This window comes from Actomonas spartinae (assembly GCF_051209155.1).
Lineage (GTDB): Bacteria > Verrucomicrobiota > Verrucomicrobiia > Opitutales > Opitutaceae > Actomonas.
On sequence record NZ_JBPJGB010000001.1, the window covers coordinates 208,950 to 235,006 of the forward strand.

The following is a 26,057-nucleotide window of genomic DNA, read 5'->3' on the forward strand; positions in this document are numbered from 1 at the left end:
ATGATTTACTCCAGGCTTCGATCGGTGAACCTGATTATCAGGTCCAAAAGGTATTCCTGTCGGCGCACTTTGAGGCGGGCCTTTTCCAGGTCTAGTTTGGCGGACAGGGTCTGCTGCTCCTCCACCAGGAGGGCGGCACGTCCGATAATTCCGCGGGCGGCGGTGAGCCGGGCTCCCGCCAGTCGTTCTTGCTGCAGGGACAGGAGTTCAGTCTGAAGCTCCAGCAGACCTTGCTCATGTGCCCGGCGGCGAATGATGGATTGCACCCGGTGCTGGTGGCGTCGCAGCGCGGTTTGAAGATCGGCTTCGGCCTGAGAGATGGCGGATTTCGCCTGTCGGCGTTCGTGCCGGTTGGTCAGGGCATCAGTCAATCCCCAGGTCACCGCCACACCGACGCTTTTTTCCAATCCCACGTCACTGGTGCGAAAAGTATCCAAAGCCCGGTGACCGATGTTGGCGTAGGCCGAGATCTGCGGGGCGCGGGGCGCGCCAATCCCGGCATACTTCTCCCGCGCAATGGAGACGGATGTGGTGGCGAGTTGTTCCTCGATGCTACGCCCGTTGAGCGCTTCAGGCGGGGGGGCGGCAATGGCAGGGGGAATATCGAAGTGCGCGCGCTGCTGCCAGAATTCCGGATCCACATTGATCAACCGAGACATCTCATTGACGGCGAGATTCCGATGCAGGTCGCTCACCAGCATCTGTTCCCGGATGGTCTGTGCACTGGTCGTCGCTTGCAGCCGGACGAGACGGTCAATCATACCGGTCTCGAACTGCTCCTCCACGATGGTCAGGCGTTCCGTGGCCAGCGCCTGCATCCGGGGCAAATAGTGGCCGTCGATTTCGGCCGAGGCGGCATCGAAGAAGTGATCCACCAATTCGCTGCGCAGCTCGTATTCCTGTCGCAGGAGCATGAGTTGGATTTGGCGGAGCTCTTCCTTGGCGATGGCCACCTTTCGCCGGGTTCGACCTCCGTCATAGAGGGTTTGCCGGGCCGTCAGGCGGTAGGACGCCAGTGAATAGGGATAGGGTTCGTCGAACTGGAGCACCCGGGCTATTTTAAGGTAGTCATCGTAGCTCGCCTGCGCATCGATCCGCGGGAGATAGCCGACGCGGGCCATGCTGATGGCGGCTGCACCGCCCTCGATCCGGGCTCGCTCCGCCGTGAGCTGCGGGGATTGATGCACCAGCAACTGTTGCAGTGCCGGCAGGGACCAGGCGGGTTCCTGAGCCCCCGCGGTCGTGGCGCTCAGCCCGGCGATACTCGCCAGTAAGACCTGTAGTTGTTTCCTCATGGCGTCGGTGGGGAGGCGGGGTGCAGGCGGACGTAGTGACCGTTTTGGGCGCGCAGTTCGGCATCCGTGCCGCGCTCTGCGATCTGACCCTGATGCACGACGATAATTTGGTCGGCGAGACGGGCGACGTTGAGCCGATGGGCGATGAAAATGACCGTGCAATGGATGGACTTCAGGTTCGCGATCACCCGGGCCTGCAATCCCTGATCGAGCGCGCTGGTCGCTTCGTCCATGACGAGGATGCGCGGTTTGCGAATGAGCGCGCGGGCGATGGCGATGCGTTGGATCTGGCCGCCGGAGAACGTGCCGAACTGACTTCCCGCGACGGTGTGCAGTCCCATCGGCATGCGGTCGATATCCTCCCAGATTGCGGCGAGTTTGGCGGCGGCGATGACCTCCTCGCGGTTGGCGTCCGAAGCCCCGCGGATGTTTTCAAACAATGAACCGGGAATGAGCCGATAGTCCTGCGGGACCACTGCGATGGAGCGTCGCAGCACGGCGGGGTCGAGGGTATCGAGTTCGTAGTCGTCGAGAAACACGTGGCCGCTGCGAGGGCGTTCGAGCCCGCTCAGAAGCAGTCCGAGCGTGGTTTTGCCCGCACCGGATTCGCCCGTGATCGCGAGCATGATCCCCGCCGGGAGATCGAGGTTGATCCGCTGGAGCGCGAGTTGGTTTTGGCCGGCGTAGGCGAAGGAGGCCGCCTCGACCCGCAGGTTGCCGATGAGGTGATCCGGCTGCATGCGGTCGGGGCGGAGGTCCGGCAGGTGGTTGAGCAGAGGCTCGACAAATTTGAGCATGGGGAGCTGCATGCCGGTGGCCAGGATAAGGCCGCAGATACCGCTCAGGTTCATACTCAACACCGCAAACGCCCCGAGAAACGCCATGAACTTGGCGGGATCCAGTTGCTGCGCCGGCAGGCCCGCAATCAGGAAGTAGACCAGGCCGGTGGTGAGGCTGACCCAACTGGTCTGCCAGGCCGTATTTAAGATTCCGATACGCTGGGTGGTGAGAAGTTTCTGGCGCAGGCGACTGTAGCGATCGGCCCATTGCTGCACGGCGGCACTTTCGGCGCCGGCGCCTTTGATTTTGTGGACCCCGCTGTAGATCTCGAGGACGAACGCGTTGACGAGGCCCAATGATTTTTCGCCGCCCAGGAAGGCGCGAATCTGCCACCAGGCGAAACCCGCGGCACTCAGGGTCGCGGCCGCGCCGAATCCCAGCACGGCCAGGCCGAGAGGGAAGCTCACCCAGATGATCACCCCGATGCTGCTGGCGATCTGGAGGGACATGCTCGTGCCCGCCTGGGCCAGCGTGCGGAAAAACTGTTGGATATCGAGCAGGGCATTCATGCGCACGGCGAGATCGCCGGACGAAAACCGTTTCAGCACCTGGCTGGGGAAGTGCAGCACGCGGTGCCACAGCGCGGCGTTGCCGGCGAGATTGAGCCGGTATTTGAGCCGGGACATCATGAGGGTTTCGATCCAGCGAAACCCGACTTGAAACAGGCCGAGGAGGGCCAGTCCGCCGCAGACCAGGGCAAGGAGGGAGGTGAGGGCGCTCGGCAGGATGGCGTTCACCACGAAGGCCGAAACCACGGGAAGCAGCGCGGTGAAACCGCTGAGACCGAGAGCCAGGGCCAACAACATCACCAGCTCGGTGCGCACTTGTTGGAATTCGAAGGTGGCGAGCTCGAAGAGGGTGATCTTTTTGGCCGGGAGCTGGCGAAAGAACATGACGACCTGCGGTTGCAAATCCTCCGCGAGATCAGGCGTGAGTGGGCGCGTCTCATCGGTTGCCGGATCCCAAATGCGATAGCCGGAGGCCTGACGCTGCAGGACCCGCGGTTCCTGACCGGCGGTGAAGGCGATGAACGCACCGTTGTCGTGTTGCCACCAGTTCCCGCGCAGTCGGACTTCCCGGGTGATGAGCTGGGAACTGGCCGCGATGCGCTTAAACAGTTCGGGCGCATTCTGGTCATCGACGATGCGCGGCAGCGCGGGTAGCCAGCCCTGTCGGCCGATTAAATAAAATGCCGCGCGGAGCGGAAGGTTGTTGGTTTTGGGCAGGTGGACTTTTTTGCCCGAGAGCAGACCCAACAGACGTCCCCGAGTGGACTGGGCCTGCAATTCCTGGCGCGACATTTCCGAGGTCTCCGATCGGGCGGTGCGGTGGAGCCGGTCTTGCCAAGCCGCGGCCATTTCCCGCCACTGGAAAGAGAACAGGTTGGCGACATCGGCGGCAGCTTCCGGCCGCTTGAAGAACTTCAAATCCGGCACGGACTCGATCTGGGCGGCTTGCTCGGACTCGTGGATGAGTCTCATGCCGCGATGCAGCAGCCACCAGCGCGGTTTGTTCGCGGCATCGGAAAGAGGGGGCGGCGAGACGGCGAGATCGGAGGAAGCGATCCATAGCGGCATGCCCGCAGCGACCACGGACTGACCCGTGCGGGCCCGACGGGTCTCACCCGGTTTTATACGCAGGGCCCGACCGAGTGGAGCCGTGGCGTTGCGAGGTTCGAGATGGGCCATGCGCATCGCGGCAACCATGATCGACTCGCGCAAGGGTTTGATCAGCGGCGTGCCGGACGCGTGCGCGATGGCGTTCTTGAGTGGCAGCCCCACCACTTCGGCTTGGGGATCGCCGCGTCCAAACAGATTTACGCCCGGAGTATTGCTCGAAGGCAGGACCAAAACCTGACCGGGCTTCAGCAGTAGCAGCGTGCGACGTTGGACGTAGCGGTTGTCTTCGTGGAGCTCGGCGTCGATCCACCATTGACCGGCGGTGACCATGAAGAGTGTGGCTTCATCGGTGCCGCCCTGCGCCGCTTCGAGCGGAGCGTAGGCCTGCCAGGTTTGCGCGCTGAGTTTGGCCTCGTTCGCGAAAGCGACCGTCCAGGGGAGGGGTGGCGAAATAGGTGGGGCCGAGCTCATGATTTTTCGGCGGCGAGTAGTTTCGCATAGAGGCTGCGGGGTTCGGCCATGAGCTCATGGTGGGTGCCGCGCTGGGTCGGCTTGCCGTCTTTGAAGACGATGATTTCGTCACAGTCGGCGATGGGCTCGATGCGATGACTGATGATGATGCCGCCGGCACAGGATTGGCGCACGGCGCGCATGACCTGATTTTCCATGGCGGGATCGAGGGCGGCGGTGGCTTCATCGAGGATGATGAGCGTGGGTTGGCTCGCGAGCGCGCGGGCGATTTCGAGGCGGGCCTTTTCGCCGCCACTTAGGTTGCTGCCATTCTCGGCGATCCTGTGGTCGTAACCGGAGGGACGGTTGATGATCCAATCGTGGATCTGGGCCGCCTGAGCAGCCTTCACGAGTTGTTCGAACCGGATATGCCCACCCCACAGCGAAAGGTTCTCCGCGACGGTGGCGTTGAAGAGCACGATGTCTTGATCGACGACGGCGATGGTATCGCGCAGCTCCGTCGCTGGGATCTCGGCGAGAGGGCGACCACCCAAGGTGATCTGACCCGACCACGGCTCGTAGAGACGGCAAAGCAGGCGGGCTACGGTGGACTTGCCGGAACCGGATGGGCCGACCAGCGCGATCCATTTGCCCGGCTCCACGGTGAGGTTGAAGTCCTCCAAGAACGGTTTCTCCAAACCTTGATAGCCGAAGGTGACGTTCTCCAGTTTGAAGACGGGACGATCGAGCGGTTTGGTCTCGGCGGTGGACGGTGCGGTCGCCGCGGAGGGCTGGCGAAAGATGTCTTCGATGCGGTCGAGATTTCCCTGCGTTTGTTGCAGGCTGGTGAAGTTCGTGAGCATCTGCTGGATCGGCCGCATGAACTGGGTCACGAGGCCTTGAAACGCGATCAATACGCCCAGCGTCATGGCGCCGTTGATGACCTGATGGCCACCGACAAAAAGCACGATGGCGAAGGTGCCGACCTGCAGAAAAACCGGCAGCGATTCGATCAACGTGCGTTGAATCGTGAGCTTGTCGTTTTCGTTGAGCCATTTGGCTTTGCGCCCCACGAGTTGGCTGAACAATTGATCCTCCAGGCCGCTCGACTTGACCTCGGGTAGGAGCTGTAGCGCCTGCATCTGGGCACCCGTGTAGATCGCGGATTCGCGCACTACGATCTGGTTGAGCTCTCGCACGCGTCGGACTTGCCACCAGAAGTAGAGCAGATTCAAGACCCCTACGACCGCGATGACGCCGCTGAGCAACGGATCGAAAAACACCATGATGGCGAGATAGATCAAGGCGGTGCCAAGACCGATCACCGCCTGGCCCAAAGGGCCGGAGATCAGGCCCGCCAATTGATCGACCATGAGCGCGCGACCGGCGATTTCGGGGGCAGAGCGCTGCGCGTAAAACGAGAGCGGCAGCGACAATGATTTTTGCAGCAGCCGGTCGTTGAGAGCGACGGAGAGTCGCGTCTGCAAGGTGAGCACCAGATTTTGCTGGAGATAAATCAGCCCCGCTTGCAGCAGCGCGACGGCTCCGATGGCGGTGAGCAAGTAGGGCAACCAATCGCGGAAACCCTGCACCAGAATGTGGTCGACGAAGATGATTGAAAACATCGGCATCAACGCGCCGGGCACGACCATGGCGAGACCCAGCGCGGCGGCGAGGGCGACGCCGCCTTTTACTTCACTCGCGTAGCCGCGCAGGGCCTGCCACCAGTTGGGGGGCTTCCCGTCGCGCTCAAAATCATCGCCTGGTTCAAGGGTGAGCACGACCCCGGTGAAGGCTTCCTCTACTTCGCGACGATCCAAGATTTGGTGGCCGTTGGCGGGGTCGTTGATCCAGAAACGGTCGCCGACGACGCCCTCCAAGACGACGAAGTGATTGAAGCGCCAGTGCAGGATGGCCGGTTTGGGGATGTCATCGAAATCGGGTTTATCGAAACTGAAACCTTTGGCCCTGAGTCCCTCGATGCGGGCAGCCTTCAGGAGGTTGGCGGCATTGCTGCCATCGCGCGAAACGCCACAGGTTTCGCGGAGGGATTCGATGGATTTCCACCGTCCGTAGTGACCGAGGACCATTGCGAGACAGACGACGCCGCACTCGCTGTTCTCGACTTGGAGTAGCGAAGGCGTGCGCGAGGAACGCGGCAATGAAGCGGTGTTCCAAAACGCCATCTTAACGGGTGCGCGGGAGCAGTAAGTCGATGAGCCGTTCGCGGCGGACCACGATGCCGCCTTGAGCCATCATACCGCGTTGCAGCGGTCGTCCGATTTCCGAAGCGGAACTCCACTTAAAATCATCGCCCGACTCGGTGCGCAGCAGTTTCACCCGCACCATAAACGGGCTGCCTTGTTCGGTGATGGATTTGACGAGTTGGTCGTTGCGCAGTTCGTGCAGCAGGGCCGAAGACGAGAGGGGGAGAGGAGAGGCGCTCTCGACCTCGCCCAGCACGAGCCCGTGCATGTTTTTGGCGAAGGCCGCCATCTCGAGCTCCACCGGCATTCCGGGAGTGATGGGCTTGGCGAGCGTGCCTGGCACGAAGATGACTGCGCCGATGTCTTCGACGCCGGCGTCGGGTTGCACCACGATGGTGGGGAGACCGGGGGTGAGGTAGTCGCCGACCGCCATGGTGACTTCCACGACCTGGCCGCCGACGGGGGTGCGCAGTTCACCCTTTTGCTCGAGTTGATGTTGGAGCAGAGCAACCTCGGTGCGCAGTTGGTTGGCTTGCAGCTGCAGCTGCAGCTGTTCGCGCTCCTGTTGGTAGTTGGCCGATTGGGTTTGTTTGAGCTCGTTGATGGTCTCGCGCTCAAGCGCCACCAGCCGGGTCTCGGATTCCTCGATCTGGCTGATGAGTTGATCAAAACGATCGGCCTCGATGAGGCCCCGTTGGCGCAAGTCTTCGAGCTCGGTGCGGCGGCCTTTGAGCCGGGCCAAACGCGCGCGATTCAATTCCCCCGAAGTGGCGATAAGTTGGTCGATCCGCTCACTGAGTTCGGCGCGCGTGGCGGCGTCGGCGTCTTGCAGACGGGTGCTGGCCGCGAGGTGATCCTGGAGAGCCTGCAGGTTGGCTTGAGCGGAGCGCAGCTGCTCGGCGAGGGCACTTTGGTCGAGCCGGGCGATGACGCTACCGCTTTCGACGAGCGCACCGGCCGTGACGTGAATCGATTGCACGCGCCCGGGGGTGGTGGCACTGACCTGGTGCACACTCGCGTTGGTCCACAACACGCCGGGTCCCGCCACCTTGACCGGAACCTTGATGACAACGCCAGCGATCCCCGCGGCGACGATCAGAAAGCCCACCAGGGCCAGAAGCGTCCGCGCCTGCAGCCGGATCATGCGCGAGGCCTGGTCGAGCTCCTGGGTGCTGACAAGCGTATCCGCTGCGTCGTTACGAAAGGGGGATGGTGGCACAGTGGGAAGGTGGGGCGGAAGGGAGAGACACGCCTCTAGAGATCCTAGCCGAAGAGTCTGCTATACCCAAAGGAAGAGCCGTTCATTAAAGCCCGAGGCCATTCTTGAACCAGTTGTAGCCGCTCTTGACCCCGTTCAGCGTTTCGTTGCCCACGGAAGTCAGTGCTCCGGAGGCATGACGGAAGCCGTTGGAGATTTCCTCTTCAGTGCTCATCCAGCCTTTTTTGAAGGCGTCTTCAGCATCCACCAGTCCACGATTGATCGCCTCGGTGGCATCGATCAGGCCAGCTTGGATTGCTGTGCCGGTGCCGAGGACTCCTTCATCGATTGCTTCGAACGCGGTCAGAGCGCCCTCTGCGACCGCCTCTGCGGCGTTGGAGAAGAAGCGCCGATCCAGCGCCTGTTGAATGGTCAAGAAATTGTCCTGCACCGCGTCGGCGGCGGACATCACTCCGTTCCTGATGGCAGAATTCACGTTTAACAAACCGTCAGCCACAGCTGTCGCTGCTTCAACGGCACCGCCTTGAACGAGCAGTAGGCCGGTGGAGAGGCCGTTGGTTACCGCGTCTTGCGCTGAGATGAGTCCTTGGGACACCGCATTCACCACACTGCCGCCATATTCCGATAGCGTTTTGGAGATGTCTTGGAAATTGACCGACTCCGCGATGGTCATGAACCCACCTCGTAATGCATCGGTCGCGGACATGAAACCTCCCCCGACGGCTTCGGCGCCCGTCATGACTCCTTGGCGCACCGCATCACTCGCGGTGATAAATCCCCCTTCAATTGCGGAGGAGGCATCAATGAATCCCGCACGGATGGCGTCTTCCGCCATAACGAGGCCTCCGGTCATCGCATTCCCAACCTCCAAGACGCCTGCTTCGACCAGTTCAGCTCCCGTGGCCAACCCGTCGACCACGACATTCGTGGCATCGAGCACACCCGTTGCTACGGCGTCCGATGCCGAAATGATGCCGGTGGCGATCGCATCGGAGGCTCCGATCAATGAACCGATCGCTTTTTCGGCGGTCACCAAACCGGCATCGACGGCTTGCTTGGCGGTCAAATAGCCGAGATCGCGGACCGCTTCGCGGGCGGTCATAAAGCCGCCTTGAATGGCCGCCGTCGCGGCATCAGCAGCGTCCAAATACCCCTTTTCGATCGCGGCACCGGCATCGATGAGACCGTCACCGACCGCATCAGAAGCGTCGAGGAGACCACCCTCGATGGCATCACCTGCTTCGATGAAGCCAGCGTTCACCGCATCGGTGGCGTTCATCAGGCCGCCTTCGATCGCATAGGTGGCATCAATGATGCCTTTACCGACCGCATCAGCGGCGTCGATCACTCCGCCCATGTCGATGGCGATGTCGACTTTCAGATCAACCCCGACCAAGGCCTTCAATTCTCCTTGGAAGCCGAAGTGAACGGTCTCGCCGTCAACTCCAGCATGGCCGCCACCGCTGGCACCAGCGGTGAATCCGGCGGAAACGGCTCCGCCACCACCAGCAGTTACGTCTCCCATTTGTTGTTCGTGATAACCATCCGCGGTAGCTGCGACGCCGTATTCGGCCCCGCCTGATCCGCCCGCCCCGTAGGATCCTTTGCCAAATTGGGCGCCGCCTTCACCACCTGCCTCAGCATAGACTGCGACACCCACGCCACCAGAGGTGGTCGATCTCACGCCGGGAATACCGGTTTCCTGTTGGACCTCAACCTCCGCGGCGATCTCGGCTCGCACCCCGACGTAGGCTTCGACTTCAGCAGAGCTGGAATTGAAATCTGCGCCGATCGTGACCTCTGCACTCTGCAATGCACCGACTTCGACGTTGACCGTGTAGGGACCGAAGGTGCCACCCGCAGACGCCACGGCAGAAACTTCGACATTGGCCCCGGCTGAGACACGGATACCGTTGCTGGAGATGGCAAATCGGGCGTCGGCTCCGGCACTGGCTCCGACCGCCGCGCTAGCAGAACCGGCGACTCTCATGAGTCCGCCAAAGAGTTCCGCTTCGCCTTCCGTCATCACCGCAGCGCTCACACTGACTTCGGTCTCCGCCCCGGCTTGCGTCGGGAAGTCCAAGTTTACGATACCCTTGGCGATTTCACTCGCGGGGATGCCCCAGATTCCGTTGCCGAGAGGAACGCCGAGATCGAGAATCGCACCCTCAGGAATGTTGCTGACCAATATCACGGCGGTTTCGATAGCCTCGGCGCCCAACTCGGTGAGCTTTGCGGAAACATCGACGGATTGGGTGTAGTCACTCAACGCCACCAAACCGTCGTCGAATCGCAGGAGATCAAAATCGATTAAGCTGAAGACGGTTGATTCTCCGCCATCCTTGGGGTTGACGCTGATCGAGTTGCCCTGGCGAACCAGGTCGAAGGCGTCCCGGCTGCCGGAGAGCGTGCCGATGACATTATTGTTCTCGCCGCTGACGCTCACGTTCGGGAATTCGACGGTGACTTCGTCGGATAAACTGAGCGCTTCGCCCTCGAAGGTGGTTTCAATATTTACGGTAATGGCGGCGGATGCAGGCAGCGCGGGCGTATTGCCTCCGGCACTCGAAATATGGAGGGCGGCGACTTGGGTTGCACTCAGTCCGGTGAGCTCCCAGCCGCCATTGCCGTCGGCGGTGGGGCTAAAGGTTTCGCCGTGCGCATTGCGCAAAATCATGCCGTCGGACAAGCCACCGATGGTGATGGATGCACCTTCTCGGATTTCGGGATTGATCACGATGTCCAACGGCACCCAAGCCGTGCCGTCGGCGTCAGCTGCGGTAGGTCTATCGAATCCTGTTTCGCCATGGGAAAGGGCGAAGAAATCGGAGTCTTTGGGTTCGATTTCATAGACGAATGAACCGGCAACCGTTTCCAGTTCCTCACCTTCGCGAGCGACTGTGGCCACGGTGAGTTCCAGATCATGGAGAATGCCTTTGCCGAATACCAATTGGAGGTCGCCCTCGGTCAGAGCGGTGCGATCCACGATTTGGAAGAAGGAACCATCTCCGGCCGCGCGAGGAGGCTCAGCGGCTCCGGCTACATAAACCCCGGCCGGTAGCCCACTGATGATGGTGGCGACAGGAGTGCCTTCAACGTGGGGAGGGATAACTTGCAACGGAGCGATATCGCCGGATTGGACCGTGGGGGTATCGAGCTGCAGCGTCTCCATTTCGGAAAATGTTGTTACTTTTCCGTCTGGACTGATGAGTTCACCTTCGCCGCCGATGGCGGAAAGGTCAGCGGATTGGCCAGCCATGAAGTGAGTCAGCGGCTGAGTGGCTCCATCGGAGGTGCGGAGGGTCCAATTGCCCGCATCTGCGATGGAGACCTCTTGCAGCCAAAGGGTGTCGCGGTCGGCGCCGCCATTGATCGTATCCTGCCCGTCGCCCGGACGAATGATAATCGTGTCATTGCCCGCGCCGCCGTCGATGGTGTCCCGGTTGAATCCGCCGTCGAGGAGGTCGTCGCCATCGCCTCCGCTGATGACGTCTCGGCCCCATGCTCCGGTGATATGATCATCGCCGGAACCGCCTAAAATCGTGTCGTGGCCGGCGTTGCCTTTGATGAAGTCGTCACCACTACCGCCCTTGACGGTGTCGTTGCCCGAGCCTGCGTCGATGGTGTCGTCATGTTCTCCTCCGTCAATTACGTCGTCGCCATGGCCCCCGCGAATATGGTCCTCGCCCCAACTGCCCTTGATGACGTCATTGCCATCGCCGCCGTCGATCGTGTCGTGGCCGGTGCCACCGCCAATGAAGTCGTCGCCGTCGCCGCCCAAAATCGTGTCGGCTCCTTTGCCGCCTAAAATCGTGTCGTCGCCGTCCCCACCGTCGATCGTGTCGGCACCAGCTCCCGCATTGATATCGTCGTTGCCAGCTTCTCCTGCGAGCACATCGGCCGCGCTGGTGCCGGTGAGGCTATCGTCTTGATCGGTGCCGGTCAGGTTGACGCCAGCGCCGCCGCTGACGGCTTCGAGGGTAAGCTCATCGAGCTCATTTTGGTGCGCGGAGGACTTAGGATCGGAGGATTTCTGTTTCATTTCGAAGGAGTGGTGGAGAGGGTTTTTTTGCTTTGAAGAAGGCAGGAGTGAGACGCGGCGCAGCGCGCGGATGATGAGGAAGTCATCGAAGACGCTATCGCTTTTGTCCGGCGGATCGGGGGCGGAGGTGGACATGGAGTGGTCAACGAGATCGGTTGGATTGGCGTGGACTGCCGGCTGGGACAGCCCGGAGTGAAGGCCTCGCCGGCGGTTTCTGCATGGACCGCCCCCCGCCATTTGGCTGCAATGGCTCAGTGGCGAGCGTGCCGACATTTGTGGCGACCGTCCTGTGCTCCGCCGGGCGCGAGCGATTTGATCGATTCAATCGAGACCGGCTGGGTTGCCTCCGTGCCCCACTGCTGGCGTCAGCACTTTTGTCGACAGGCTCCGATGCTCCGCCGCCAAGCAGCTTGATCTGGGTTGATGGGTGATCCCTTATCAGCGAGCCCCGGCTCGTGAAGGTCCCCCATGAAACATAATATCGAACTCACCGCGCGCCCTCTCGTCGTCGGTGTATTGCTTGGGGTGGGGTCCTTGGCCGGGCAGGAGACGGAGCTGTTTCAAGATGAAGGGGTGACGCTCGACGTCGTTGAAGTCGCTGGCACACGGGCGACGTTGGCGAAGTCGCGGGATTTCAAGAAGGCCTCCCGGATCATCAGCGATTCCATCATCGCCGAAGACATCGCCAAGTTCCCCGATCTGAATCTGGCCGAGGCTTTGCAGCGCCTGCCGGGAGTGGCGATCAATCGGGAAGCGGGCGAAGGCCGCCGCGTTTCCTTGCGGGGGCTCGGCCCTGATTTTACCCGCGTGCAGCTCAATGGCATGGAGGTGTTGGGCAACGTCGACTCGCCCCAGGACAGCCGCGGGCAGCGGAGTCGCGACCGGGCCTTCGATTTCAATATTTTCGCGGCTGAACTCTTCAATCGGTTGGAGATCCGAAAAAGTTTTGATGCGTCCCAGAACGAGGGAGGTTTGGCGGGCACCATCGGCTTAGTGACGGCCAAACCCTTTGACTACGGCGAGGGCGTGAACGCTGCGATCTCCGCCCAAATCGGTTCCAACAGTTACACCGAGGACCTCCAGCCTCGCACCGCCTTTCAGATATCCCGGACGTGGGATGATACCTTCGGGGTGTTGCTTTCGGTGGCCTACTCGACGCGGGATACCGACGAACAGGGCACCAACACCTACCGTTTTCGTCCGGCGCCCAATGCGCGCGGCAGCGATATTTCCAAGCTTTCGATGGCGGACCAAGTTGCCATCAGCACGGGTCAGCTGCGTTTCCCTCGCGGTAATCGTCTGTCCTCCTGGCAAAGTCATCAGGAGCGCCTCGGGATCACGTCCGCGTTGCAGTGGAGGCCACACGAAGATCTCGAGTTCACCTTGGATGTCATGCACGGGGAATTCACCGGTGAGCGCGACGAGTTGCACCTCGCTTCGCGGGGGGACAACGCGTCCTCGTGGCTTGGCGGCGGCACCACCGTCGATGGCGTGGTCTATCCCGATTCGACGATCAACGAGATTCGCTACGATGCGGGTGGCGACGTGCTCTTTCTCGATGTCTCGGGCGGCAACCACGCCACCGAAACGCGCCGGCAGCTGGCCGAGAATGTTTTCGACCAGTTTCTCCTCACGGCCGGATGGCGCATCGACGACGATCTCAAGGCGCAGTTTCTCATCGGCACCGAAACGTCAAATTTCGATGTGCCGATCAGTGACAAATTCTACCTCGAGACGTTTGGGGATGTGATCTCCGACTACACCCAAGACCGCTACTTCCTGCACAACTCCCACGGTTTTGATCAAGCGGACCCCGCCAACTGGCGGGCGCACGAGATCGACTTTGCCGCGCATTATCAGGAGAGCTCCTTCGATAATCTGAAGATGGACTTCGACTACTTTCTGCACTCCGCCGCGACCCTCAAGTTTGGGGCCGCCCGGCAGGTTTTTTTCAACTCCGGTCACCGGCAGACGAACAACAACGTCCTGCGGGAGGAATTCCAGTCCGGCGCGGTCGACGATGACTCGACCGGCTATGCCCGCATCTTTCGTGACCACCGTGCTGCGGATTGGGCCATCGTCGATTTCGATGCGGCCCTGGACACGCTCGGCGTGACGCGCGACCCTGGCAGTATTCGCAGCGTCTACGATGTGGAAGAGACGACCCACGCGGTCTACGTGAGCTACGATTGGGAATCCCGTCTCGGGGGCATGCGCTTCCTCGGCAACGTGGGCCTGCGGGCCTTCGACACCACGGTCACCTCGCGGGGGATCGCGAATGTTGGTCCGATCACCGTGAAGGATCGTTACGACGGCATGCTGCCCGCCCTGAACACGACTTTGATGATTCAGGAAAATCTTCTGCTCCGGATGGGGGTCTCGCAGAACATCAACCGTCCCTCGATCGGCTCCATGGCGGTGAATGGCAGCGTCCGCGAAAACGCCGGGGAGTATACCGTAAGCGTCGGCAATCCGGGTCTGCAGCCCTATGATTCCGACAGCGTCGATGTTTCACTCGAGTGGTATTTCGGAGACGTCGGCACCTTCGCCATCGGTTATTACCACAAGGACATCTCCGGATTCATCGGGAGTCTGATTCGCAGCGAAGTGCCTTACCGCGAAACCGGCCTGCCGCTCGATCTGCTGCCGGGGCTGACCGCGGACACCAACGTGGCGACGTTCACCACGCCGGTGAATTACGAAGACACCACGCTGCAAGGCCTTGAGCTGTCGCTCCAATCGGACCTCGGGTTCCTACCCGCTCCGTTTGATCAGTTCGGCTTTGTCGGCAACCTTACCCTCATCGACGGCGAACTCGATTATGCGAGCCCGGCGCAGCAAGCGGCGGGTATTTCGAACGTCAAACCCCTCGCCGGACTCTCCGATGTGTTGGCCAACGTGACCCTCTATTACGAAACCAAGAAGTGGGGTGCGAGGATCTCGGCCAACCACCGTCAGGACTATGTCGCCAATCCCATCCCCATTGCCGACGATGAAGATGGAAACGGATTCAACTCCACGCTCTACGTCGATTTCTCGGCCTTTTACCAGCTCAACGAGAAGCTGAAATTTACCGTCGACGCGATTAACCTGACCAACGAACGGGAGGAGCAGTTTTCCGATCTCATCGCCCGTCGCCACTACAATACCACCAGCTCCGGCACGACGGTGTTCACCGGGGTCAACTACCGGTTCTAAGGGACGGGCAACCGGCCGCCGCGCCCGGTCAGCGGGTTACTTTGCGTTGCCGCTGTCCAGGTGCCGCCGCAGTTCGGGGGCGCGACGATGACTGCACTGCACGGGTGCGCTCATGCCTCGCATGCGCAGGGTGGGTTGGCCGCCGGAGGGTGCGTCCATGCGTTCGATTTGCCCGAGATTGATGATCGTTTGGCGATGCACGCGAAGGAAGGCCGCGGCGGGAAGCGCAGCCTCCCAGGCGCTGAGCGGGCGGCGCACCAGAAAGTGCGAACCATCGACGATGGACACGTCCGTGTAGTTGTCCGATGCGGTGATGGCGGCGATGTGGGCCAGCATCACGAAGCGCACGCCGCGATCGTTCTTCAGCAACACGCGGTCGTTGTCATCGAGCGCGGGTAGGGAAGGTTCGGATACGTCGACGGCGGGAGCGGGGGCGGTTTGTTTGAGGCGGTCGAGACTCGTCGTCAGGCGTTTGGCCAGGACCGGCTTGAGCAGGTAATCGAGGGCGTTGATCTCGAAGGCGCGCACGGCGAATTCATTGTGCGCGGTGGCGAAGATGATCCGCGCCGCCGGGTGCACATGACGGACCAGGTCGAAACCGTTGCCGCCACCAAGATCAATATCGAGAAACACCAGGTCGTAGTCGTGGGTCGCGAGGCGTTTTTGGGCGCTGGCAACATCGTCGGCCTCGCCCACGACGTTGATCGCCGCCTGCTCGCCCAGCAGGCGGTGCATCTCTTCCCGCGCGAGCGGTTCGTCGTCGATGATGAGGGTGCGGAACACGGTGGGGAATCAGACGCTGTCAGGTCGGACCGCGAGGGCCGAGTCGGTAGTGGAGAGGTCGAGCCGGATGGTGACAACCACTTGATCGTCGATCTGTTGGGTCCGCAACTCGTGGGCGTCGGGGTAGTAGCGCTTCAGGCGTTGGCGGAGATTCTCCAAACCGATGCCGGTCGAAGGCGCGACCGACTCGCCGGAAGCACGCCACTTGCCGTGGTTGGTGATTTCAAAGATGAGGGCGGATCGATCCGAACGCGCCGCGGCTTCCAATCGCGCATGGATCCCAAGGTTCATCACACCGGTCGCATCGCGGCCGCCGTGCTTGAGGGCATTTTCGACGAGCGGCAACAGCAGGAAGGGGGGGATTCTGCAGGCATTGGCGGCGGGCGTGGTGTGGAGGGTGATCTGCAGCTTTTCGCGCCAGCGGGTTTTCTCCATATCGAGGTAGAGTCGGAGCATGGCCAATTCATCGGCCACGGGCGCGAGGTCTTCGTTGCGCGTGAGGGTGACGCGGCAGAGGTCGGCGAGTTGCTGCACCATTTCACCGGCAGCGGGCGGCCGCGAGAAGGTGAGGGCGCGGATCGAGTTGAGGGCGTTGTAGAGGAAGTGGGGATTGAGCTGATAGCGCAGCATCTCGAGGCGCGTCTTTTCCTCGGCCAGTTTGGCGGCGGCGGATTCATCACGATCGATTTGGCGCAGGCGGGTGAGTTCGGCGGTGCGTTCGGTGACGACGGACTCAAGCGCCTCGTTGCGACGTCGGAGGACTTGGGTGCGAGCGCGCACCAAACCGGCAATCGCGGCGAGACCGAGCAGGCTCCAGCAACCATAGGCGACCGGAGTGCGCCACCACGGCGGCAGCACTTGGAGAGTGAGCTGGTGGGTTGAGGTCGCTTGGGTGGCGACGTTGCGGGCTTCCACCGTAATGGTGACCGCTCCGTCGGGGAGGTTGGTGAGGTCGCGGTAGGTTTCTTCGGACCACGAAGACCATTCGTGGTCGATCGGGTCGATGTATGATCGAAAGCGCAGGGGGCTGCGCGTTTGAATGTTGGTGAAGAACGACGGGGCGGCGAATTCGACACGGACCGCGCGCTGAGTGGGCTCGAGCGTGAGGTTCGACGCGGCCGCGGCGGCTCGATAGGGAGAAGTCGCCCAGAGCGTCCTCGCGCCTTCGTTGGCGGTTACCCGAGCGATGCGGGTCGACCAGGACGAGGACGGACTTGAGGTTTCCCAGTTCGGGTCGAAGGACAGCAGCTCGATCTGGCAGTCCACCCACAGCGTCTGCAGAGCTTCATCGAAATAGAGATTGTTGACGTCGACCCCGGTGAGTTCGGGCACCACGTGATCCGTCACCTCGATCGCCCCCCGGTCATCGATCTCGATTTTGCGCAGCAGGGGATGAGGAGAAGCGAAATACATCCAGCCGTGGCCGTCCGCCGATCCTGCGGCCTCGGGGCCCGCCCCTGCCTCCATGAACTGAGGCTCGAGAACGAAACGTGAATCGGCGGCATCCCATCGCCAGACGCCGAGTCGACTCACCGCCCAAAACCGGTTGCCCGTATCAAGGATACCGATCCGGTGCGTGGTCTCCATGGCCGGTAAACCCGCCGCCTTTCCGAAGGAGGCGGCCGCGGCGCCCGGGGATATACCGTCGCGTAGATCCAACCGCTGAAAGACCTCGTTGAATCGGGGCGATATCCATACCTTGCCCGCTCCATCGTCAAAATACCCCGAGGCCCGGGTCGTCGTCTGCGCGAACTGCGTCCGGATCGACCATGGCGTCGTGGCCGAGTCGGGATTTGGTTCAGCCAACCAGGTGCCGTGGGAGTCGCCCACCAAGGCGGATCCGGGAAAGCTTCGACTGGCGGAGACGGCTTTGAACGCCCGGGTTCCAGCATCAAGGTTGGCCACGGCGAAGGAGTCGGGGGATTTCACCGAAAACAGACTGGCGGCGGCGACCAGCAGCGTATCCCCCACTCGGGCGATTTGATGGATGTCGCCGAAAGCTCCCGTGATGTCGTGAAATCTGCCCGTGGTCGTATCGCGCCAGGCGAGTCCCTCCGTGTGGGCGACGTAGAGTCGTTCGCCGACGCGTTGAAGATCGCGGGGACGACCACGAAACCCCTGAGTGAGGCCATGGGTGGCAAACGGCGTGTCGAGCTGTATCCTAAAAATACCTACATGAGTGCCCAGCCAGAGACCGCCCTTGTGGTCCACCGACAGATCGTTGATGCGATCGGTTGGCAGCCCCCGGTTCGAATCGATGATTTCGCGCAGATCGCCGGAAGCATCGAGGACGACGACCCCGCGGCCCTGGGTGGCGAAGGCAGCGCCGCCGTCCGCCAAAACGACGGCGCTGGTGGCGATGGCGTGGCGTAGCAGTTCCTGAGATTCGGCAGAGGCAATCGGAGTGACGGCGTCCCCCTGCGCGAGCCAGGGGCCCTCAGTGGTCAGCCACAGCGTGCCCCCGCCCGGTCGGGGAAAGGCAGCCAATACGTCCGGAACATCGGGAAGGTTCAGTTTCACCGTCTGCCCCCGCTCGAGGCGGTGAATTCCATCGTTTTCCCGAAGAATATGCAATGCGCCCTCACTCCACCAGGGTTCGGCGGCCAGGTCGGGAATGTTCCAGGACTGCTTCATTTCGTTGGGTCCAAACAGCAGGATTCGCTTGTTCGAGCGAACGACCATGCCTTGCGGCGTGTTCATGACCTGGGGGAAAGCGTTGCGGGCGATGTAACGGCTCGTCGGTGGGCCGTGGGCCCCGGTGGAGTCAGAAGCAAAAAGCACATTGATGCTGCGGGCGATGAGTCCGGCGGGGGCTTCGCCGGCATCGAGATCCGGGCGGACGAGAACGGCCACGTCGTTGGGCGTTGCAGCCCATACTCGTCCGGACCCGTCGATGGCCAGTTCCCGGGCTCGCCCGAAGCCCTCCAGCTCGGCCCGTTGGGAGTTGGGCAACGGAATCAGCTGCCAACGCACGCCGTCGAACACCAACACGCCTCCGGAATTGGCGACGAACACATAGCCGGTTACCGGATGCACCACTACCTGCCGATTGACGGGGTGGCCCGTGATATCCTCGGTGCGCCAGGTCTGTATGGAAGGTGAACCCGTAACGCGTGGGTTGGGAGCCTCGATGGGAGCATCCTCTCCGGTGAGGCAGAAAGCGGAAGCGGCGAAACAGGCTAGCGCGAGAGCCTCGGTAACTGAGGTGCAACGAACGATAACGGGATTGAGCCTCATGCGCTGGCGAGCGGCGAGATGAAATGCGTCGGCTCAAACGGCTAGGTGAGGGTGTGTCTGGGAAAGTCGAGGGCTTCCACCTTCGCTCAAGCACCGCCCACCGTCGCCAAGGCTTCGTTCGCTCTGGTGGCTGACTGGAAACTGGATCCGTCCCGGAAACGACGATCGTCTCAGTGACCAGAGCCGATTGCGCGATGGCATCCCGCTGCGGCCAATTGGCCTGCGTATGAGCGAATCTCGCTTACAAGCCGGCCGCGTCGAAATCGTTGCCATGACTCAGCACCTGGTCGTCGAAGATGACGGTTTTGGGGGCGCGGAGGTGGGTGACGCTCTCGAGGATCGGCGCGCTGGTGAGGATCATGCGCGGTTTGTGGTCGGGGGCGATGCGACCGATGGGGTCGGCGTAGGCGAGGCGACCCGCGCTCACGCCGGTGGCGGCGTTGAGGATGGCGAGGGTAGGCAGGCCCGCGTTCTCCATGCACTCCAGTTCGTCAAAGAAACCGAGGCCATGTGCGACTCCGACACTGCCGGCGTCGGAACCGGCGATGATGAGCACGCCCATCTCGTGGGCTTTCACCAGGGAGCGCGCGTGGTTGTCGAGGATGCGTTGCAGGTTGCCGACGATCTCCGCGTCCCAGCCAAAGAGCTCGGCGTGGTCGACCTGCTTTTGCACGGGGGCAAAGGTCGGCACCCAGCCGATCTCGCGATCGCGGAGTTTGGCCAGCTGATCGTCGCGCAGGAAGAAACCGTGCTCGATGGTGTCGACCCCCCCGTCGATGGCGTGGTCAATGCCAAGGTCGCCGCTGGAGTGGGCAAAGGTTTGGCGGCCGTGGCGCTGCGCCGCGGCGACGATGGCGGCGACTTCAGCGGTGTCCATCTGCGGGGCCGCGGTGACCAGGCCCTTCTTGAAGTTGATGATGCCGGTCGGGAGCAGCTTGATCCGGTCGGCGCCGGCGGCGACGCGGGCATCGACGGCGGCGTCGATCGAGCCGTGGGCTTCGATCGCTTCGCCCATGAATTTGCCGTAGCGACCCGCATGGTGTAGCGCGGCGCCGGGCGAATCGTAATAGGGCATGAGCGGCCGGTCGGCCGACTTGTATTGGCGGCTCAGCGCAAGGCCGACGCCGTCCTTGTCGCCGGCGTCGCGCACGCCGCAAACGCCGAGGGTGACGAGCTGGGCGAGGCGCGGCTGCGCGGCGGTGAGGAGCTCGTTTGAAGATTGGGTGAGGTAGGCGGCGCGTTTTTCTACATCGAGTTCACCACCTTCGAGAAAGAGGTGGGCGTGAGCTTCGATAAGGCCGGGCAGGAGCGTGGCGTCCGGCGCAACGTGGTCAGGGGCGGTCTGACCAGGGTTGATCAGCTCGGCCGACGGGGTGTCGCCGTTCGTGCCCAAGAAATGGATACGATCGCTGTCGTAGACGACGTGCGCGTCGCGAGCGGGCGTGGTCGACGTGCCGTCGAGCAGCGTGCCGACATGCAGCCAGACGCGGCGGGAGGGGGAAGCGGAAGGTATATTAACCACAGATTTCACAGAGGAGCACAGATGCCGTCAGCACGTGTTTTTTACAGGAGGGAACAGAGGGGAACAGAGCCGAGGGGCAGGATTGAGTTTTTACAGAAGGTAACGAAGAGAACGAAGGCGGTGGATTGGCTCTGTTTCCTTCGTTCGATCCTTCGTTGCCTCTGTGTGAAATTGCGTCGGAGGGGCGTCTCAGTCGTCCCAGTCGTCGTCTTCGGCGGGTTTGTTGGCGGCGCAGATGGCCATGATGGCCTCGGCTTGGCGGAAGCCGGCGGTTTCCTGCGACTCGTCGCCTTGGCGGCGCCCCTGTTCGAGGGCTTCGCGGAGTTGGGCGACGAGCGGGTCGTCGGACGGAAGGGCGGCGGGCTGTTTTTCGACGTTGGCCAGGGCGTAGTCGAGGCCGAGTTCGCCGGCGATGGTGAGGTAGGCGTTTTCGAGTTGTTCGCGGACGCCCTTCGGGGTGCCCCAGGCGAAGTTGGAGAGGCCGACGATGAAGTGGACACCCTTGAGGTCGGGGTCGGCGGTGATAAGCTTCATCGCGTCGAGGCCGATGTTGATGAGGCCGTAGGTGTCGGCGCCGACGGGGGCGAGGCCGACATCGATGATGATGTCATCCGGTTGGCGGTCGGCCCGGGTGACGAGCATATCGACGAAGCGTTTGGCGGCGGAGTGCGAGTCGCGCGGGTCGAGGCATTGTGAACCGCCTTCGTCGGTGAAGGTTTCCGAGGCCATGACGACGACGCGGGTGTCGTGGTCCTTCACGAGGCCGATCATCTCGTCGAGGTGGGTGCGGGAGGCGGCGAGGGAATTGAGGATGGGGCGGCCGCTCTTGCTCGCGTCGTAGTGGGCGAGCGCGACGCGGTGGTAGTCGACGGACGGATTGTCGAAGGCGAGCGGGGTGGTGGTGGCTTCCTGCAGGGCGGGCACGACCTCGGGCAGGAACTCGAGCATCTCCTCGGCACGGACCGAGATGCGCTGGGTGCCGTCGAGGTTGACCGTGAGGTAGGCGGCGCCGAGCTCGGACTGAATCTTGGCGAGTTCCTGGTATTTGCTGACGTCGCGATCAGTGAACGCGCGGCGGGCCCGGGCGTAGGAATTGTTGATGAGTTCGCCGATGATATTGAGGGGGGGAACAGGCATTTTCTTTTACAGGAGGGAACGGAGGTGAACGGAGCCGGGAGGCAGGGGCTGTTCTTCACAGAAGGAAACGAAGAGAACGAAGCGAAGGAGTGGCTCTGTTTCCTTCGTTCCAGCCTTCGTTACCTCTGTGTAAAACTCGTTATGAAGGGGTTGGTGGTGGTTTCGTGAAGGTGTGGTCGCGGCGGAGCCAGTTGTTGGCCCAGGCGGAGGTGCCGCGGAGGGATTGGTCCTGGATGACCGGGGTGTGGGCGAGGAGGTCGGCCGCGGTGCCGTCTGCTTTGGCGCGTTCGTAGGCGCGCAGCCAGATGCAGTCGCCGTAACCGTCGACTTCGCAGCGGCCGCCGCGCGTGCCGCCGCAGGGGCCGTTGCGCTGGTTCTTCGCGCACTGCGATTCGGGGCAGAGGTAGCCGATCTCAGGCAAGGAGCAGTCGCCGCAGTCTTTGCAGGAGAACAGGACGGCTTTGGAGAGGTGCTCCGCCCAGCGCATGATGGCGGGGCCCTGGCGCGGGTTGGCCGACTTCGCGCAGAGCTTTGTGCCGAGGTCGTTGAGCAACTTGCCCGGCGTGAACATCGTGGCGTGGGTGAACTTCGACAGGTGATAGTTCAGTGTCACGTGTTTCACCGGGTGGGGGTCGGGTTCGCCGGCGGTGGTCGGGTCGCTGAGCCCGTCGGCGGTGCGGCCGTAGGCGAAGAACTCGCCGGGGCGCGAGTATTGGAACTCGCGGGCGAACTGTTTCCAGTCGTCGGGCGCGAAGGATTTTTCGAGGTCGAGGATCTCCTGCACGGCGACCATGTTGTGCACGCCGCCGAGGTAGCCGCCGCGGTAGCCGAGGCCGCGGTAAATGGCCAGTTGCTTGGCGGCGAGTTCGCGGAAGAAGGCGCGGCCCTTGTCGGGGGAGGCGCCCTGGCGCTCGCAGACTTCGCGGAGCTCATCGGAGACGACCACGCCGGGAATGAGCTCTTCGTTGAACATGCGCGCAACGGTGCGGTTGAGCAGGTAGACGTTGCCGATGATCGGCGTATCCGCCAGACTGTTACGCTGCATCCAGGCGAGCTGCTCGCTCATCTTGCGGGCGTCGAAGCCGATCTGGTTGATGATAAAGTGGGCGCCGGCGCGGACCTTGGCCGCGAGCTTGGCGTATTGCGGCATGAGCTCGCCCTCGCGCAGCTTGAAGTTGCTGGTGACGGCGCCGATGAGGAAGGCGGTGGGCTCGAACTTGGGGCGGGCCTTGCCGCTGCGATCCGGATGCGGATCGAGGCCTTCGTTCATCTTGCTGAGCAGGGTGATGAGGCCGACCGAATCGATGTCGAAGACGGGTTTGGCGGTGCCGGCGTTGCCCGAGATCGGGTAGTCGCCGGTCATGGCGAGGATGTTGTTGAACCCCTCGCTGTGCAGCAGCCAGGCCTCGCTCTCGAGGCCGTTGCGGTTGAGGTCCTTGCAGGTGAGGTGGATGACGACCTCCTTGCCGGCGTAGAGCAGCGGTTTGCCGAGGGCGGTGGGCGCGAGCTGCGGGTTGCCGCCGGCGTTGTCGGTGATGCTGACCCAGTCGATGCCGTCGTGCGCGGCGAGCTCGTTGGCGAAACCGCGCGTCTTGACCGCGTTGCGCTCGGCCATGGAACCGCGCACGGAGACGAGCTCGCATCCGAGAAGGAAGCGGTCGGTCTGCGCGAGGCGTTGGCGGAGAGTCAGCATGGGGCCGAGAGGCAGGGCTGGTTTTTACAGGAGGGAACGGAGAAAAACGGAGCCGAGGGGCGGGCGGCGGCCGACGCGGAGGTCGGCGCTCCCGGGGACGGGCTCTGTTACCTTTGTTCTCTCCTTCGTTTCCTCTGTGTAAAATTCCCTAGCCGGCGGTGGATTCGAGTTCGGCTTGGACGGCGGCGGCGACGGTCGCGGCGTCGCCGTCGCGTTCCTGTTCGTCGCCCCATTTGAACTGGGCGGTGTAGTCGACCTCGGCGGTGAGGCCGAGGCGTTGGGCGGCGGCGTCGATGCGCTCGATGAAGGGCGTCGGGAGCTCAAGTTTCACCTCGGTCACTTCGTCGCTGGCTTTGATCTGCGCGGGCAAGTCCTGCCAATAGAGGATCTGGTAGGTGGTGTGCGTGCCCTTGGGGGCATCGGTGGCCGGAGCGGCGGGCGCGGCGGCGGCGGATTTGTTGGTGGGGGCGTCGCCCTTGCCCATGAAGTGGAGGAAGAGGTCGACCGCGCTGGAGGCATCGGCCCCGTAACCGTCGGCGCCGATTTCATCGGCGAACATCTGGCTGATGGGCGCGCCGCCGACGGCGAACTTCACGTCGCGGCCGTCGGCCTCGAAGCCGTCGATGACGGTCTTCATGTAGGTCATGGTGGTGGTGAGCAGCGCGGACATGCCGATGATGTCGGGTTTGCACTGGTCGGCCGCGGCCATGAATTTTTCGACACTCTGGTCGACGCCGATGTCGACGACCTCGAAACCCGCGCCTTCGGCCATCATGCAGACGAGGTTTTTGCCGATGTCGTGCAGGTCGCCGCGGACGGTGCCCATCATGAGGGTGCCGACCTTGGAGGAGTTGCCACCGCTCTCGTCGCCGGCGAGCAGGGGCTTGAGCACGGCCATGCCGGCCTTCATGGCGCGGGCGGCGATGAGGACCTCGGGCACGTAGAGGATGTTGTGCTTAAAGTCTTCGCCGACGACGGCCATGCCGGCGATGAGGCCTTCGGAAAGAACTTCCTGGGCGGTGATCCCCTCGTCGATGGCGGCCTGGGTCATCTTGGCGACCTCGGGTCCGTTGCCCTCGTAGAGGAGTTGGTTCATGAGTGCGTAATCAGGCATTTTGAAAAACGGTGTAGTGAATTTGTTCTTACAGGAGGGAACGGAGGGAAACGGAGCCGCGAGGCAGGATTTTTACAGAAGGAAACGAAGAGAACGAAGGCGGTGGAGTGGCTTGGTTGTCTTTGTTTTTCTCCTTCGTTTCCTCCGTGTCAGACTGCGTTGGAGTGGTTTGTCGGCTTACTCGCCGCGGCGGGCTTTGTTGTAGGCGTTGAGGGCGGAGAGCATGGCCTCGATGTTGGCCTTGGGCATGCCGGGGGAGGTGCCACCGCCGACGGAGAGGATGATGCGCTCGCCCTCGGACTTGTTGAGGACGTCCATGGTGGCGGCGTAGCATTCCTCGGGGGTGCCGCGAACGCCGACCTCGAGCGGGTTCACGTTTCCCATGAGCGTCATGTCGTCGCCGATGCGGAATTTCACTTCCTCGATGTCGGTCTGTTTGCCCCAGTTGAGCACGTTGAAGCCGACGTCGGGCAGGTGATCCATGCAGGCCTCGATGGAGGCGTCGTTGTGGTAGATCTTCACCCAGTCCTTGGGGAAGGCATCGCAGATGCGCTTGAGGTAGGGGTGGCAGAACTCCTGGTAATGTTCCTCGTTCACGAAGCCGACGATGTCATCGAGGATGAAGATGCCCTCGACGCCGTCGCCGATGGCCTTGGCCTGGGCCTTGAGCCAGTCGATGATGAGGCGGGTGGAGAGATCGAGGAGCTTGTGGGCGTGCTCGGGCTTATCGACCAGATCGAGCATGAAGTCGGCGGTGTTGCGGACGAAACCGGCCGTGCACATGGGGCCGCGGGCGGTGACGATCGGCATGATGTAACCGGCGTCGAAGACCTGCTGCTTCTGCATGCGGATGCGGTGCAGGGTGAGGGCCATGAAGGCGTCGGCCTCGACCTCGTATTCGTGCAGCTTGTCGACGTCCTCGATGCGGAAGAGGCCGTGGTATTCGGACGGCGTGTTGTCCTGCCAGAACTTGATCTTCGCGCCGAGGGCGGAGGGTTCGGCGGCCATGCCGTATTCCATCCACCAACCGGGGATGAAGATGACGTCGGGGAACTCCTGATGAATCTTCAGGTGGCAATCAAACCAGACCTGCGGATTGAGGAAGAAGTCCATGTGTTTCACACCGCAATAGCCGGGGATCCACGGGCTATCGATGATCATGGCCATCGGGATGTTGTCGAGGCGTTCGCCGCGGGCGGCTTTCTTAAAGATTTCCCATTGTTCAGGGCGCATAGGTTGGAAGGGGTTGGGAGGGAGGTTGGGAGGCGGAGAGGCAGGGACTGTTTTTAACCACGGATGGACACGGATGGCTTCGCCTACCGGCTACGCACGGAATCGTGGCAAAGGTGGTTTGGAGGGTCAGGCTGCGGCGGGGGGCTCGAGGTAGACCTCGTTGCCGCGGATCTCGATTCTGGCGCCGGCTTCGGAGGCGGCTTCCTCGAGGGCCTTGTGCAGCATGTTCTTCACGTCGGGGCCGTGCTCGAGGCGGCGGAGGAGTCCGCTGCCCTGCGCCTTGTTGATGCGCAGCATGATTTTGAGGCCCTTGCGCTTGCACATGACCTTGGTGCCGTCGTCGAGCTTGACGGTGAGTTGCTTGATGAAGGCGCTGGCGTAGTGCACGCCGACGCCGGATTTGTCGGAGAAGTTGGCGGGCAACTTTTCGTCAGTGGCCGGATCGATATCGCAGAGTTTGATCATGAG

The 26,057-nt window shown here is 62.4% G+C and carries 14 protein-coding genes; 1 reads left to right on the top strand and 13 read right to left on the bottom strand.

Annotation, left to right across the window (positions count from 1 at the left end; all coding sequences use genetic code 11):
• Positions 1-5: 5 nt before the first annotated feature.
• The 5 genes from AC0MRV_RS00900 to AC0MRV_RS00920 form a co-directional block, all read right to left on the bottom strand.
• The gene (locus AC0MRV_RS00900; protein ID WP_472762530.1) at positions 6-1,295 is read right to left on the bottom strand and encodes a TolC family protein; all 1,290 of its coding nucleotides are present in this window, start codon (positions 1,293-1,295) and stop codon (positions 6-8) included.
• Positions 1,292-4,225 carry an ATP-binding cassette domain-containing protein gene (locus AC0MRV_RS00905; RefSeq protein WP_472762531.1) on the bottom strand — a complete coding sequence of 978 codons (2,934 nt, stop codon included), beginning with the start codon at positions 4,223-4,225 and terminating at the stop codon, positions 1,292-1,294. Before AC0MRV_RS00905 ends, AC0MRV_RS00900 begins: the two co-directional genes overlap by 4 nt.
• Complete coding sequence (locus AC0MRV_RS00910; RefSeq protein ID WP_472762532.1) at positions 4,222-6,390, bottom strand: ATP-binding cassette domain-containing protein; 2,169 nt, start codon at positions 6,388-6,390, stop codon at positions 4,222-4,224. Before AC0MRV_RS00910 ends, AC0MRV_RS00905 begins: the two co-directional genes overlap by 4 nt.
• A gap of 1 nt (position 6,391) precedes the next feature.
• Entirely contained in the window at positions 6,392-7,630 is a 1,239-nt protein-coding gene (locus AC0MRV_RS00915) for an NHLP bacteriocin system secretion protein (RefSeq protein WP_472762533.1), read from the bottom strand.
• 85 nt (positions 7,631-7,715) lie between these two features.
• Complete coding sequence (locus AC0MRV_RS00920; RefSeq protein WP_472762534.1) at positions 7,716-11,807, bottom strand: hypothetical protein; 4,092 nt, start codon at positions 11,805-11,807, stop codon at positions 7,716-7,718.
• A gap of 333 nt (positions 11,808-12,140) precedes the next feature.
• Between AC0MRV_RS00920 and AC0MRV_RS00925 the strand changes: the two genes are divergently transcribed.
• Positions 12,141-14,870 (top strand): TonB-dependent receptor, encoded by a 2,730-nt coding sequence (locus AC0MRV_RS00925; protein WP_472762535.1) that lies wholly within the window; start codon positions 12,141-12,143, stop codon positions 14,868-14,870.
• Between the two features lie 36 nt (positions 14,871-14,906).
• Here AC0MRV_RS00925 and AC0MRV_RS00930 read toward each other — a convergent pair whose 3' ends face one another.
• The 8 genes from AC0MRV_RS00930 to AC0MRV_RS00965 all read right to left on the bottom strand — a co-directional run bounded on the left by AC0MRV_RS00930 (position 14,907) and on the right by AC0MRV_RS00965 (position 26,054).
• Complete coding sequence (locus AC0MRV_RS00930; protein ID WP_472762536.1) at positions 14,907-15,653, bottom strand: LytR/AlgR family response regulator transcription factor; 747 nt, start codon at positions 15,651-15,653, stop codon at positions 14,907-14,909.
• 9 nt (positions 15,654-15,662) lie between these two features.
• A complete protein-coding gene (locus AC0MRV_RS00935; protein WP_472762538.1) occupies positions 15,663-18,689 on the bottom strand; it encodes a sensor histidine kinase in 3,027 nt (1,008 codons plus the stop codon).
• 442 nt (positions 18,690-19,131) lie between these two features.
• The gene (locus AC0MRV_RS00940; protein WP_472762540.1) at positions 19,132-20,412 is read right to left on the bottom strand and encodes an amidohydrolase family protein; all 1,281 of its coding nucleotides are present in this window, start codon (positions 20,410-20,412) and stop codon (positions 19,132-19,134) included.
• A 189-nt stretch (positions 20,413-20,601) separates the two neighbouring features.
• Positions 20,602-21,549, bottom strand: a complete 948-nt coding sequence (locus AC0MRV_RS00945) for a dihydropteroate synthase (RefSeq protein ID WP_472762541.1) — start codon at positions 21,547-21,549, stop codon at positions 20,602-20,604.
• Positions 21,550-21,688: 139 nt separating this feature from the next.
• The gene (locus AC0MRV_RS00950) at positions 21,689-23,242 is read right to left on the bottom strand and encodes a methylenetetrahydrofolate reductase C-terminal domain-containing protein (protein WP_472762542.1); all 1,554 of its coding nucleotides are present in this window, start codon (positions 23,240-23,242) and stop codon (positions 21,689-21,691) included.
• A 148-nt stretch (positions 23,243-23,390) separates the two neighbouring features.
• On the bottom strand, positions 23,391-24,356 hold the full coding sequence (locus tag AC0MRV_RS00955; protein WP_472762543.1) for a virulence factor: 966 nt from the start codon (positions 24,354-24,356) through the stop codon (positions 23,391-23,393).
• A gap of 177 nt (positions 24,357-24,533) precedes the next feature.
• Entirely contained in the window at positions 24,534-25,589 is a 1,056-nt protein-coding gene (locus AC0MRV_RS00960) for a uroporphyrinogen decarboxylase family protein (protein ID WP_472762544.1), read from the bottom strand.
• A gap of 126 nt (positions 25,590-25,715) precedes the next feature.
• Positions 25,716-26,054 (bottom strand): hypothetical protein, encoded by a 339-nt coding sequence (locus AC0MRV_RS00965; RefSeq protein ID WP_472762545.1) that lies wholly within the window; start codon positions 26,052-26,054, stop codon positions 25,716-25,718.
• Positions 26,055-26,057: the final 3 nt, after the last annotated feature.

Excerpts from the sequence above, each read along its gene's own strand:
- AC0MRV_RS00900 (WP_472762530.1), bottom strand. The coding sequence starts at position 1,295 with ATGAGGAAACAACTACAGGTCTTACTGGCGAGTATCGCCGGGCTGAGC.
- AC0MRV_RS00905 (WP_472762531.1), bottom strand. The coding sequence starts at position 4,225 with ATGAGCTCGGCCCCACCTATTTCGCCACCCCTCCCCTGGACGGTCGCT.
- AC0MRV_RS00910 (WP_472762532.1), bottom strand. The coding sequence starts at position 6,390 with ATGGCGTTTTGGAACACCGCTTCATTGCCGCGTTCCTCGCGCACGCCT.
- AC0MRV_RS00920 (WP_472762534.1), bottom strand. The coding sequence starts at position 11,807 with ATGTCCACCTCCGCCCCCGATCCGCCGGACAAAAGCGATAGCGTCTTC.
- AC0MRV_RS00925 (WP_472762535.1), top strand. The coding sequence starts at position 12,141 with ATGAAACATAATATCGAACTCACCGCGCGCCCTCTCGTCGTCGGTGTA.
- AC0MRV_RS00945 (WP_472762541.1), bottom strand. The coding sequence starts at position 21,549 with ATGCCTGTTCCCCCCCTCAATATCATCGGCGAACTCATCAACAATTCC.
- AC0MRV_RS00950 (WP_472762542.1), bottom strand. The coding sequence starts at position 23,242 with ATGCTGACTCTCCGCCAACGCCTCGCGCAGACCGACCGCTTCCTTCTC.
- AC0MRV_RS00955 (WP_472762543.1), bottom strand. The coding sequence starts at position 24,356 with ATGCCTGATTACGCACTCATGAACCAACTCCTCTACGAGGGCAACGGA.
- AC0MRV_RS00960 (WP_472762544.1), bottom strand. The coding sequence starts at position 25,589 with ATGCGCCCTGAACAATGGGAAATCTTTAAGAAAGCCGCCCGCGGCGAA.
- AC0MRV_RS00965 (WP_472762545.1), bottom strand. The coding sequence starts at position 26,054 with ATGATCAAACTCTGCGATATCGATCCGGCCACTGACGAAAAGTTGCCC.